The sequence below is a fragment of the Inquilinus limosus MP06 genome (assembly GCF_000767795.1).
GTDB lineage: Bacteria > Pseudomonadota > Alphaproteobacteria > DSM-16000 > Inquilinaceae > Inquilinus > Inquilinus limosus_E.
Map to the genome: position 1 here is coordinate 1 of NZ_JANX01000167.1, position 10,981 is coordinate 10,981.

The 10,981-nt window shown below is 68.4% G+C and carries 14 protein-coding genes; 8 read left to right on the forward strand and 6 right to left on the reverse strand.

Going from position 1 to position 10,981, the window contains the following annotated elements:
• From P409_RS14965 to P409_RS14975, 3 genes are all read right to left on the reverse strand, one after another.
• On the reverse strand, positions 1 to 558 hold a 558-nt coding region (locus P409_RS14965; protein WP_275451538.1), incomplete at its 3' end, for a ChuX/HutX family heme-like substrate-binding protein.
• A gap of 190 nt (positions 559 to 748) precedes the next feature.
• Positions 749 to 916, reverse strand: a complete 168-nt coding sequence (gene hemP / locus P409_RS37100) for a hemin uptake protein HemP (protein WP_193366495.1) — start codon at positions 914 to 916, stop codon at positions 749 to 751.
• A gap of 136 nt (positions 917 to 1,052) precedes the next feature.
• Positions 1,053 to 1,640: a TetR/AcrR family transcriptional regulator gene (locus tag P409_RS14975; protein ID WP_202964674.1), complete on the reverse strand. Its 588-nt coding sequence runs from the start codon at positions 1,638 to 1,640 to the stop codon at positions 1,053 to 1,055.
• 290 nt (positions 1,641 to 1,930) lie between these two features.
• Here P409_RS14975 and P409_RS14980 point away from each other — a divergent pair, with 290 nt between their 5' ends.
• Positions 1,931 to 2,374 (forward strand): RidA family protein, encoded by a 444-nt coding sequence (locus tag P409_RS14980; RefSeq protein ID WP_202964675.1) that lies wholly within the window; start codon positions 1,931 to 1,933, stop codon positions 2,372 to 2,374.
• A 181-nt stretch (positions 2,375 to 2,555) separates the two neighbouring features.
• Positions 2,556 to 2,873 carry a hypothetical protein gene (locus P409_RS14985; RefSeq protein WP_034838249.1) on the forward strand — a complete coding sequence of 106 codons (318 nt, stop codon included), beginning with the start codon at positions 2,556 to 2,558 and terminating at the stop codon, positions 2,871 to 2,873.
• Positions 2,874 to 2,896: 23 nt separating this feature from the next.
• On the opposite strand, the gene P409_RS14990 is transcribed toward P409_RS14985, so the two are convergent.
• The gene (locus P409_RS14990; RefSeq protein ID WP_034838251.1) at positions 2,897 to 3,412 is read right to left on the reverse strand and encodes an adenine phosphoribosyltransferase; all 516 of its coding nucleotides are present in this window, start codon (positions 3,410 to 3,412) and stop codon (positions 2,897 to 2,899) included.
• Positions 3,413 to 3,514: 102 nt separating this feature from the next.
• Between P409_RS14990 and P409_RS14995 the strand changes: the two genes are divergently transcribed.
• The 5 genes from P409_RS14995 (at position 3,515) to P409_RS15015 (ending at position 8,229) form a co-directional block, all read left to right on the forward strand.
• Positions 3,515 to 4,666, forward strand: coding sequence for an ABC transporter permease (locus tag P409_RS14995; RefSeq protein ID WP_034838253.1), 1,152 nt, complete (start codon positions 3,515 to 3,517; stop codon positions 4,664 to 4,666).
• Positions 4,667 to 4,668: 2 nt separating this feature from the next.
• Positions 4,669 to 5,502, forward strand: coding sequence for an ABC transporter ATP-binding protein (locus P409_RS15000; protein WP_052120664.1), 834 nt, complete (start codon positions 4,669 to 4,671; stop codon positions 5,500 to 5,502).
• Position 5,503: 1 nt separating this feature from the next.
• Positions 5,504 to 6,481, forward strand: a complete 978-nt coding sequence (locus P409_RS15005) for an MlaD family protein (RefSeq protein ID WP_034838255.1) — start codon at positions 5,504 to 5,506, stop codon at positions 6,479 to 6,481.
• Positions 6,482 to 6,483: 2 nt separating this feature from the next.
• Positions 6,484 to 7,236, forward strand: coding sequence for an ABC-type transport auxiliary lipoprotein family protein (locus P409_RS37105; RefSeq protein WP_152613388.1), 753 nt, complete (start codon positions 6,484 to 6,486; stop codon positions 7,234 to 7,236).
• 231 nt (positions 7,237 to 7,467) lie between these two features.
• Positions 7,468 to 8,229: a DeoR/GlpR family DNA-binding transcription regulator gene (locus P409_RS15015; RefSeq protein WP_034838259.1), complete on the forward strand. Its 762-nt coding sequence runs from the start codon at positions 7,468 to 7,470 to the stop codon at positions 8,227 to 8,229.
• A 30-nt stretch (positions 8,230 to 8,259) separates the two neighbouring features.
• On the opposite strand, the gene P409_RS15020 is transcribed toward P409_RS15015, so the two are convergent.
• Positions 8,260 to 8,883 carry a hypothetical protein gene (locus P409_RS15020; RefSeq protein ID WP_034838262.1) on the reverse strand — a complete coding sequence of 208 codons (624 nt, stop codon included), beginning with the start codon at positions 8,881 to 8,883 and terminating at the stop codon, positions 8,260 to 8,262.
• A gap of 200 nt (positions 8,884 to 9,083) precedes the next feature.
• Between P409_RS15020 and P409_RS36260 the strand changes: the two genes are divergently transcribed.
• The gene (locus P409_RS36260; protein ID WP_052120667.1) at positions 9,084 to 10,622 is read left to right on the forward strand and encodes a capsule assembly Wzi family protein; all 1,539 of its coding nucleotides are present in this window, start codon (positions 9,084 to 9,086) and stop codon (positions 10,620 to 10,622) included.
• 99 nt (positions 10,623 to 10,721) lie between these two features.
• Here P409_RS36260 and P409_RS15030 read toward each other — a convergent pair.
• Positions 10,722 to 10,981: cupin domain-containing protein (locus tag P409_RS15030; protein ID WP_152613389.1), on the reverse strand; the 260-nt coding region annotated here is incomplete at its 5' end.

Below are 10,981 nucleotides of genomic sequence, written 5' to 3' on the forward strand. Positions count from 1 at the left end.
ATCGTCCAGCACCGCCGGGCGGACGATCTCCTGCGGCACCAGCGCCGGGGCCTGGTCGGCATGGCGGAAGCGCTCGACCAGGGCGGCGAAGGCGGCCCGGTCGCTGGTTTCGGTCAGGAAGATCTTGTGGATCGCGGTGCCGGCGGCGTCGAAGAACTGCAGGCTCGGCTTCGGGTGATCGGCGCCGCCGACCGCGAAGCCGTGCGCCCAGCGGGTGTAGAACAGCCGCAGGTCGATGTCGGCGCCCAGCGCCAGGCCGACATGGCTGCCGGCCGAGACGTTCCGGTACACGCCGGTCTTCTCGTGCACCACGCTCTCGTTGCGGGTCAGCGCCATCACCGGGCCGAGCGCCTCGACCGCCTGCAGGATGGTGCTCCACTCCCCGCCGATGCGGGTGGTGCCGGCACCCACTTGCGAGGCGACGAGCTCGCCCTCGCTGACGCCCAGCTCCGCCGCAGCATCGCGGGCGCGCAGCTGCGGCTTCTCGGCCCGCAGCGCCGCCCAGCGCGCGGCGAGGGCGGTCGGCGGGGCAGGGAGGTCGGTATCGAGGCTCTGCATCATGCTCTCCGATCACCGGGGGCAAAGGGCGCCGGCGGCCGGCGGGGTGCGACAGGACATGCGAAAGCGCGGCCAAAACGGGGGCCGCCGGGACTGCGAAGCATGACGAGAACCTGTTCGGGCAACGGGTTCTCGCGCAGACCTGGCGGCGGGCGGTGCCCGGCTTGCTGGGGGCGCGAGCGAGGGAGGGCTACTTGGTCAGGATCAGCTTGCTGTTGCGGGTGATCCGCAGGCGGTAAACGTCCTCGCCGTGCTGGATGGTCAGCTCGCGGCGGGCGCCGAACAGGTCGCGGGTGTCGAGGCTGGCAGGGGCGGGCCGCTGCGGCTCGACGGCATGCGCTGAGGGTTGATCCAGCATGGTCCCCATCCACGGTGAGATTGATCGGACAAGACGATGTTGAGAGTCATTCTCACATCCATCCGAGCCGGTCAAGCAAATGCGTGTCATTCCTAATTGCATTTATCAGAAATGCCCCGGTCGGCAGGGTGGAGCGTCAGCGTCGCCGGGCGAGGCCGTCCAGAAGGAAGCCGAGGCCTTTGCTGAAGGTGCCGCCCCAATCGTCATCCAGCAGCAGGCCGGAGCGGTCGATGGTCGGGTAGCGTTCGCCGAACCCCGAAAGGCGCTGCCGCGCGGCGGCCCTTTCGTCGTCCGAGAGGTCGAAGCTCGTCCGGGTGATGGTGGCGCCCATCACATAGTTCCAGAGCGACCAGATCGCGACGTTCATGTCCGCCTCCGCAACCTCGGCCCTGGACAAGGCGCTGCTCAGCAGCTCCAGGCGGCCGAGGATGTTCGGGCCGAGCGCCCGGCTCGGCAGCAACGACGCCGACCAGGGATGGCGCAACATGCTGGCGCGCCAGTCCTCGAGCATATGGTGGACGTCCTCGCGCCAGTCCCGGGGCTCGCCATCCTGCGGCAGTCCGCGGTACTCGAGCACCGAGTCGAGCGCCAGGTCGAAGACATCCTCCTTGTTGTCGACGTGCCAATACAGGCTCATCACGCCCGAGCCGAGGCGATCGGCCAGCCGGCGCATGGTCAGGCCCTCGACGCCCTGGGCGTCCAGCAATTCCACGGCCGCCGTCACGATGCGCTCCAGGGAGAGGGGCGGCTCCTGTTCGCGTCCGGTCCTCTCGCCCATGCGTTGAGACCGCTTGCCCCCGGCCCCGCTACGCTTGCCTGTCATCCGTCTTCCCCGCTGGTCGGACCGCCGATTCTGGCCGGCAACGCCACGGATGTCGACCCTGACCGATTGACTCGTATGGCGTACGATGCGATCCACTCGTATGGCGTACGAGTCAATCGCTCGACGATCTGATCGAAGGTGAAACCATGCCACGCGCAGCCGGGCATCTGCTTATCGGAGGGCTCATCATCATGACCGTGGGTATTGCCGCCGCGACGGCGGCGAATGAGAGCGATCCCAAGCTGACCATCGTCAATCCGAAGACGCTCTACGACCCGTCGCCGAACGGCTACAGCACGGCGGTGATCGCGCCCGCCGGAGCCCGCGTGGCCTACATCTCCGGACAGGGCGGCCAGGACGCCGCGGGCGCCCTGTCGCCCGACTTCGCTGCCCAGGTCAGGCAGGCCTACGCCAATCTGGGCGCCGCGCTCGATGCCCTCGGCGCCAGGCCAGATCAGGTCGCCAAGCTCACGGTCTTCGTGGTCGACCACGACATGTCGAAGCTCGGGGTGCTGACCCAGGCGGTGAAGGACATGTTCGGCGAGGCGCTGCCGGCGCAGACGCTGATCCCCGTCCCGAAGCTCGCCATCGACCCCATGCTCTTCGAGGTCGAAGCCGTCGTCGTTCTGAAGTAGACGGGCGCATCGCCACCCGAACGGGCCGGGACGCCGGCGGACGGCCTCCATGCCGGCGTCCCCATGAGCGCCGGAAACCTCCGGAAACGCGATGCTTGGTGCGCACCGCCGCGGCGCGCATATAATGCGGGCATCGATGAATGCCGCGAGGACGGGTGCGGATGGAGTCAGGGGCCGGGCGATGACAGAGGTGCAGGCGATCCAGCGCAGGCCGGCCGAGCGGCCGGTCCAGCCTTCAACCGGCCTTTCCGTCTGCGAGGACCGTGTCGTCGAACGCTTCCTCGACCGCCCCACGGCCCCGCGCAGCGATACCGAGCTTCTGCGCCGGCTCAATCACAGCCTGTTCGACGAGCCGGAGTACCGGCCGAGCGTGCCGAGCCTGCGCATCCTGGTGATGGTGGCGGCCGTGGCGCTGCTGGCCGTGGGGGCGGCGGCGCTGATCGGCACCGCCTGGCATGACCTGAGCGGCGGCGGGACCCCGCAGCAGGAGGTCCGCTGAGCCGCCCGCCCGGTCCGATGGCCTCAGCTGTCGTATTGCAGCAGCGAGACCAGCGGCGCGTCGATCCTGTCGCGGCCGCCGAGGAACGACAGCTCGATCAGGCAGGCCGCGCCGCGGACATCGGCACCGACCCGGCGCAGCAGCTGGATCGCCGCCGCCATGGTGCCGCCGGTCGCCAGCAGGTCGTCCAGCACCACCGCCTTCATCCCCGGCTTGATCGCGTCGGCCTGGATCTCGATCGCATCCGACCCGTATTCGAGATCGTAGAGATGGCCGATCGTCTCGCCGGGCAGCTTCCCGCGCTTGCGGCACATCACGAAGCCGCAGCCTAGCACATAGGATAGTGGTGCCGCCGCCAGGAACCCGCGAGATTCGATGCCGACCAGGATGTCCGGCTGCCACGCCTGGACCTTGGCCGCGAGGCTGTCGACGGCATGCCGCCACGCTTGCGGGTGGGCCAGAAGCGGCGAGATGTCGTAGAACAGGATGCCTGGCTTGGGAAAATCCGGGATGCCGCGTATGTGCGACTTGAGATCCATGGGACGTCCTTGGTTGCGGGCCGGAGCGACCCTGCATCGTAGTGCCTGCGGCCCGAAAGGCAATTCGCAGGTGCGGGAACCGGTTGCCCGGGAGGCCGCACGGTGACCGCAGCGGCGGCTGCCGACGCCGAGGCCCGGATCGACAGCCGTGTCGAGCGCGGCGTCACCAGGCTGCATCTCGAGGGGCCATGGGTGACGCGTGCAGCGGCGCCCCTGGACCGCGAGCTGTCGGAGCTGGTGCAGAAGCCGGTGAAGGGCGAGGTGGTGCTGGACCTGTCCGGCGTCACCCGGCTGGACACGGTCGGCGCCTGGCTGGTGCATCGCACCCAGGAGGATCTCGCGGCAGCCGGCGCCACGGTCCGGGTCGAAGGCGTCTCGGACGACCAGAAGGGCCTGCTGGAGGCCGTGTCGCGGGTCGAGCGCGACGAGCCGATCAAGCATCCCGACCGCAACATCCTGTATGAGCTGGCCTACCGCACCGGCAAGGCGACCTACCATTTCCGGGACGAGGCGCTGGCGCTGTTGAGCTTCCTCGGCATGCTGGTGGTCAAGAGCATCGCCACGCTGCTGCGGCCCGGCCGGATCCGCTTCACGGCGCTGGCGCACAACATCGAGGCCACCGGCCTCAATGCCCTGCCGATCGTCGGCCTGCTGTCCTTCCTGATCGGCGTGGTGCTGGCCTATCAGGGGGCGGACCAGCTCAGCCGCTTCGGCGCCCAGATCTTCGTGGTCAACCTGCTCGGCGTCTCGGTGCTGCGCGAGCTGGGCGTGCTGATGACGGCGATCATCGTCGCCGGCCGCTCCGGCTCGGCCTTCACCGCGCAGATCGGCACCATGCAGGTGAACCAGGAGGTCGACGCGATGGAGACGCTGGGCCTCGACCCGATCGAGGTGCTGGTGATTCCCCGCGTCTTCGCCCTCGCCATCACCCTGCCGCTTTTGAGCTTCTATGCCAGCATGATGGCGATCCTGGGCGGTGCGTTCATGTCGTATTTCGCCCTGAACATCAGCTTCGTGCAGTTTCTGAACCAGTTCCAGGCGGCGATCGGCATCAACACCTTCTGGGTCGGCATGGTCAAAGCCCCGGTCTTCGCCTTCACCATCGCCATGGTCGGCTGCTATGAGGGGCTGAAGGTCTCCGGCAGCGCCGAGAGCGTCGGCCGGCTGACCACCCAGTCCGTCGTCGTCTCGATCTTCCTGGTGATCGTGCTCGACGCGCTGTTCTCCATCCTGTTCGCCACCCTGGGGGTCTGACGATGAGCGAGGATCCCCGGGCGCCGGGCCAGGCACCGGACGAGGACGTCGCGATCCGCGTCCGCGGCCTGAAGACCCAGTTCGGCAGCCAGGTCATTCACGAGGGGCTGAATCTCGACGTGCGGCGCGGCGAGGTGCTGGGGGTCGTCGGCGGGTCGGGCACCGGCAAGTCGGTGCTGCTGAAGGAGATCATCGGCCTGATCCGGCCCGCCGCCGGCAATATCGAGGTGCTCGGCGTCGACATGGACCAGGCGGACGAGGCGGAACGCCGGGCGGTGCAGCGGCGTTGGGGGGTGATGTTCCAGGACGGCGCCCTGTTCAGCTCGATGACCGTGGCCGAGAACATCCAGGTGCCGATGAAGGAGTACACACGACTGTCGCACCACATGATGGACGAGCTGGCGCGGGTGAAGATCGCGATGGCCGGCCTGGCCTGCAGCGCGGCGGTCAAGCACCCGTCCGAGCTGTCCGGCGGCATGCGCAAGCGCGCCGCCCTGGCCCGGGCGCTGGCGCTGGACCCGGAGATCATCTTCCTCGACGAGCCGACCGCCGGTCTCGACCCGATCGGCGCCGCCGCCTTCGACCAGCTGATCTCCGAGCTGCAGCGCAGCCTCAAGCTGACGGTGTTCATGGTCACGCACGATCTCGACAGCCTGGTCACGATCTGCGACCGCATCGCCGTGCTGATCGACAAGAAGATCCTGGTCGACACCTACGAGAACCTGCTCAAGGTCGACCATCCCTGGATCCAGGAGTATTTCCACGGGCCGCGCGGCCGTGCGGCGGCGGCCGAGCGCGCCGCCCTGGAGCAGGCGCATACGGGGGCGGAGGGCTGAGATGGAGACGCGTGCGAGCTATGTCGCCGTCGGCAGCTTCGTCCTGATCCTGATGGTCGGGCTGGTGGTGTTCGCCGTCTGGCTCGGCGGGTCGGGGCTGCGCGAGAATGCCGAGCGCTACCTGATCTACTTCTCGGGCAACGTCACCGGGCTGCAGGAAGGCAGCCAGGTGCGCTACCGCGGCATCCCGGTCGGCTCGGTCGAGGACGTCCGGATCGACCCGTCGAATGTCGAGCGGGTGGAGGTGCGGATCGCGGTCCGGCCGAACACCCCGATCGTCAAGGGCACCGTGGCATCGCTCGAGATCCAGGGCCTGACCGGCGGCGCCTTCGTCCTGCTCAGCGGTGGCGCCCAGGGCGCTCCGCGGCTGGAGAAGGCGGAGGGCAAGGAATACGCCGTCATCCCGTCGCGCCAGTCCGGGCTGCAGGCGATCGTCGACACCGTGCCGCAGCTGCTCGACCGGCTGTCCGACATCTCGCGCGAGGTCCAGCGGATCTTCTCCGAGGACAACGTCCGGAACATTTCCGAGGTCCTGGGCAATGTGAACACCCTGACCGCGGCTCTGGCGCAGCGCTCGACCCAGCTGGCGGCGACGATCGAGCGGATCGACACGCTGACCCAGAACATCGACGGGCTGGTGACGGAGGCGCGGACCGACCTGGACCGCATCACCACCGGTGCCAACGGCTTCCTGACCACCACCAACACCCAGGTCAACGCCGCCGTGGCCGATGCCCGCGAGATGATCGCCTCGCTGCGCCAGAGCGCCGACGGCGTGGCCCGGCTGCTCAAGCAGTCCGGCCCGGGGGTGGAGAGCTTCTCCACCGACGGCCTGTACGAGATCACCCAGCTGATCACCCAGCTGCGCCAGCTGACCGACAACCTGAACCGCACCCTGTCGCGGCTCGACCGCAGCCCGGCGCAGTTCCTGTTCGGCGGTTCGTCCGGCGGCGTGCCGCCGCAAGGTTCCCAGAGGTGAAGATGAGTTTCTCCCCCCTGTCCCGGCGCCTTTTCCTGCGGCAGGCCGCGGTCTCCTCGGCCGCGGCCGGGCTGGCCGGCTGCGGCGGGATCAGCGCCCTGGCCCCGGCGGCGCCGCAGGTCTACGAGCTGACGCCGAAGAACACCTTCGCCACGGACCTGCCGAAGGTGACCTGGCAGCTGCTGGTCGACATGCCGACCGCCAATGCCGGCATCGACACCGACCGGATCGCGATCAGCGAGACCCAGACCTCGCTGGACTATTTCGCCAAGGTGGCCTGGGTCGACCGGGCCCCGGCGATGGTGGTCGGCCTGCTGGTCGAGAGCTTCGAGAACACCGGCAAGATCGTCTCGGTCGGCCGCCAGATCTCGGGCCTGCGCGCGAACTACGTGCTGCAGCCCGAGATCCGCGAGTTCCGGGCCGAGCGCTGGCAGGGGCCAGCCCTACCGGGTGCGGGTGCGGATCGGCGCCAAGCTGGTGCGCTTCCCGCAGCGGACGATCATCGGCGGCGAGAGCTTCGAACGGGTGGTCGAGGTGAAGGGGCCGGACTTCACGGATGTGATCCGGGCCTGGGACGACGCCCTGGGCGGCGTGCTGAAGCAGGTTGTCGAGTGGACGCTGCGCACCGGCGAACGGGACGACCGCGCCGCGGGCCGGCCGCGGCGCTGAGGGAAGGGCAGGGGCGGACGTGGTGCCGCGCCGGCGCTCCGGCCGGCGCCGGGCGTCAGCGGGACGGCTGCGTCGTCAGCGGGTGACGGTCTGCCAGAAGAAGAAGGCGATCACACCGATGATGATGACCCACTCTGCACCCATGATCCGGTCCGTCCCTATCTTCGTTGCCGCCCTTCATAGCACGGTGCGGCCCGATCGCAAGGCGTTCGCCGCGACCACCGTGCAGGGGCGATGTTCGCAAGTGAAAATATTGGCATCGTTTTCGCTTCCCCATTAGCATTCTTTTTCGTCCAGCCACGGGAAGCAGAGCGGCCATGAACGCCACGGCGCGCCAGAACCAGATCGTCGAGCTGGTCCGCCAGGAAGGCTATGTCACGGTCGAGACCCTGGCCGAGCGGTTCCAGGTGACGCCGCAGACGATCCGCCGCGACATCTCGCTGCTGCAGGACCGGTCGCTGCTGCGGCGCTTCCACGGCGGCGTCACCGCGCCCGGCAGCGTCGAGAATTTCGCCTATTCCACCCGCCAGGTGCTGTGCCTGGAGGAGAAGCGCCGGATCGCCCAGCTGGTGGCGCGGCAGGTGCCGGACAACGCCTCGCTGTTCCTCAACATCGGCACGACAACGGAGGAGGTGGCCCGCGCGCTGCTGGGCCATCGGGGCCTGCGGGTGATCACCAACAACATCAATGTCGCGAACATCCTGTATTCGAATGCGAGCTGCGAGGTGATCGTCGCCGGCGGCGTGGTCCGGGCCCGCGACGGCGGCATCGTCGGCGAGGCGACGCTCGATTTCGTCCGCCAGTTCAAGGTCGATGTCGGGATCATCGGCATCAGCGGCATCGACGAGGACGGCACGCTGCTGGACTACGACTACCGCGAGGTGCGCGTGGCCCGGGCGATCATCGACAATTCGCGCCAGGTGTTCCTGGTGGCCGACCACACCAAGTTCGGCCGCAACGCCATGGTGAGGCTGGCTTCGATCGGCGAGGTGCACGCCCTGTTCACCGATCGCGCTCCCCCGGCGCCGTTCGGCGACGCGATCGCCGCCACCAGCTGCCAGGTCCACGTCGCCGACTGACGTCGAATCAGGCCCGCGCGGCTCTTGCTCTCAGACCAGGCCGTCCTGCTTCAGCCGCGCGACCAGGTCCTTGGCCGCCCGGGCCGCGAGATCGGCGAAGTCGGAGCTGGAATTGCCGCGGGCGGTGGCCTCCCCGGTCCAGATCACCGTGCCGTTGCCGGCCTCCTGCAGCCTGGCCTCGTAGCGGGCGGCCGGCTCGTCGACCCAGCCGCCGCCGGCCACCGGGCCGGCGAAGGCCGGGCGGCCGTACCAATACCCGCCATAAGGTCCGAAGCCGCCATAGGGCCAGAACGGGTCGCCGACATAGGTCGGCGGGATGTAGCGGGTCACCCTGGCGCGCTGGTCGACGGCGATTCGCAGCACGGCGCGGACGCCGGCGGTCCGGATCGCTGCGGCTTCGGCGGCCGGGCCGCCGGGCCGTGTCGGCGGCACCAGGTCGATCATCCGCACGGCATGGACCCCGTTCGCCGTGAGCTCGGCCACCGCCGCGCTCTCCAGCGCCTCGCGCTCCGCCAGCCGCGGCGTCTGCGCCGCCACCGCGATCGATCGGATGGCCGCGCCGCCGCGATAGGCGGGGTCGACATAGCCCGCCACCCGCGTCTGCACGCAGGCGCCGAGCAGGAGGGCGGTCAGGGCAAGGACAAGGACGCGCATGACGCCTCCTGAGAATCGATCTCAAAGACATGGCGCAGCGGATCGCGGCCGCCAAGGACTGTCGTTGCCATTGTGACAAATTTGTCTCTCACTGCCCGTGACCGGAGCGGAGGAGCGCATATCGCCTCATGCTGCGGCTGGGCTTCCGCAGGCGTCTTGTGTATTCAAGGCAGGTATTCGGAGGCCGTCCGGGGGGAATAATGGCCGTTGCGAGGAAGATTGCCAGTGTCGTTGCCGCGGCCGTCATCTCGGCCTGCACCGTTGCGGCGACGACGGGAACGGCGACGGCCAGCCCGTGGGCGGAGCCGGGCGATTCGACCCTGCGCAACGACATCCACATCCTGGAGAACTTCCGGCTGATCGACGGCGTGCTGAACGCCTGGCCGCTTCCCTGGGCGCAGATCACCTACCGCCTGGCGAAAGCCGACCGGGATGCGCTGCCGCCCTACGCCCAGGCCGCGCTCGACCGCGTCCGCGCCCGGGCCGCGGCGGAGACCCGACAGGGCCAGCTGCATGCCGAACTGCGGGCCGACCTGACCAACCAGCCGGCCCTGGTGCGCGGCTTCGAATACACGGCGCGGCAGCGCGGCGAGATCACCGCCTCCTTCGAATACATGGGCGATTCGACCGCGCTGCGGCTGTCGGTCGGCGCCTATTCCCGCTTCGTCAAGGGCGACAGCCCCTGGTACTACGCCGGCGAGGACTCGTTCCAGCCGTCGCTGGACGGCACCTATCTGGCCCAGCGGATCGACAACTGGGTCCTCTATGCCGGGTGGCTCGACCAGTGGTGGGGGCCGGGCGAGACCACCAGCCTGATCCTGTCGACCAACGCCCGGCCGTTCCCGAAGGTCGGCTTCATGCGGTCCAACCCGCACGCCTTCGAGACGCCGTGGCTGAGCTGGATCGGTCCCTGGCAGTTCACCGGCTTCCTCGGCGTGCTGCCGGACGACCGGATCAACAGCAACACCCTGATGTTCGGGCTGCGGGCCTCGGTCAACCCGATCCCAGGGCTGGAGCTGGGCGCCTCGCGCATCATGATGTTCTGCGGCAGCGGCCGGCCCTGTGGCTTCCGCACCTTTTTCGACGGCTTCTTCGGCAACACCAACGTCAGCGCCGCGCAGCAGGCCCAGGACCCGGCCAACCAGATCGCCGGCTTCGACGCCCGCTACAGCGCCCAGCTGTTCGGCCAGCCCTTTGAGGTCTATGGCGAGCTGACCGGTGAAGACGCAGCCTATTCCGACATCGGCATCCCGCTGCCGTCGCGCAATGCCGCCGTGCTCGGGGCATCGGTGTGGAACGGGTGGGGCGACGACGGGGCGGTGTGGAAGGTCAATGTCGAGTATTCGAACTCGACCGCCAACTTCCTGAACGACAAGATCTACAGCTATTTCTACGAGAGCGGCGCCTATCCGGACGGCTACCGCTTCTATAAGCGGGCGATGGGCGACAGCCTCGACGGCGACGCTGAGCTGTTCGGGGTGACCGGCACCTTCGTCGACAGCGACAACTGGACCTACAAGGCGTCCTATTACCACGCCTATCTCAACCACCTGAACAACCCGCGCAACACGGTCAGCCAGAGCAAGGAGAACATCAACATCGTCGATCTCGGCGTCTCGATCCCGATGCGGCGCAACACGGTCGGCATCAACCTGCGGCTGCAGGACGATTCGCCGAACAGCCCGGGCGAGCAGAAGCCGATGGCGGCGTTGGGTGTGTCGACGACGATTCGCTTCTGAGATCCATCGAGTAGGTTGGGTTCGCATTGCGAACCCAACAAGCCGTAGGACGGCAAGATGTTGGGTTCGCTCGGGCGAACCCAACCTACGATCTCTACCTCAAGGCTCCTCCAGGCGGACGACGTCATCCTCGCCGAGATAGGGTCCGGTGCGGACCTCGATGAGTTCGAGGTCGATCTTGCCGGGGTTCTCGAGCTTGTGGTCGGTGCCGATGGGGAGGTAGACGGCCTCGTTCTCGCGCAGGATGCGGGACTGGCCCTCCATGGTGACGCGGGCGGTGCCGGAGAGCACGACCCAGTGCTCGGAGCGGTGGTAGTGGCGCTGCAGCGCGATGGCTTGGCCGGGATGGATCAGCACGC

Excerpts from the sequence above, each read along its gene's own strand:
- P409_RS14985 (WP_034838249.1), top strand. The coding sequence starts at position 2,556 with ATGACAGAGGTGCAGGCGATCCAGCGCAGGCCGGCCGAGCGGCCGGTC.
- hemP (WP_193366495.1), bottom strand. The coding sequence starts at position 916 with ATGCTGGATCAACCCTCAGCGCATGCCGTCGAGCCGCAGCGGCCCGCC.
- P409_RS37105 (WP_152613388.1), top strand. The coding sequence starts at position 6,484 with ATGAGTTTCTCCCCCCTGTCCCGGCGCCTTTTCCTGCGGCAGGCCGCG.
- P409_RS14980 (WP_202964675.1), top strand. The coding sequence starts at position 1,931 with ATGACCGTGGGTATTGCCGCCGCGACGGCGGCGAATGAGAGCGATCCC.
- P409_RS15000 (WP_052120664.1), top strand. The coding sequence starts at position 4,669 with ATGAGCGAGGATCCCCGGGCGCCGGGCCAGGCACCGGACGAGGACGTC.
- P409_RS14990 (WP_034838251.1), bottom strand. The coding sequence starts at position 3,412 with ATGGATCTCAAGTCGCACATACGCGGCATCCCGGATTTTCCCAAGCCA.
- P409_RS36260 (WP_052120667.1), top strand. The coding sequence starts at position 9,084 with ATGGCCGTTGCGAGGAAGATTGCCAGTGTCGTTGCCGCGGCCGTCATC.
- P409_RS15015 (WP_034838259.1), top strand. The coding sequence starts at position 7,468 with ATGAACGCCACGGCGCGCCAGAACCAGATCGTCGAGCTGGTCCGCCAG.
- P409_RS15020 (WP_034838262.1), bottom strand. The coding sequence starts at position 8,883 with ATGCGCGTCCTTGTCCTTGCCCTGACCGCCCTCCTGCTCGGCGCCTGC.
- P409_RS15005 (WP_034838255.1), top strand. The coding sequence starts at position 5,504 with ATGGAGACGCGTGCGAGCTATGTCGCCGTCGGCAGCTTCGTCCTGATC.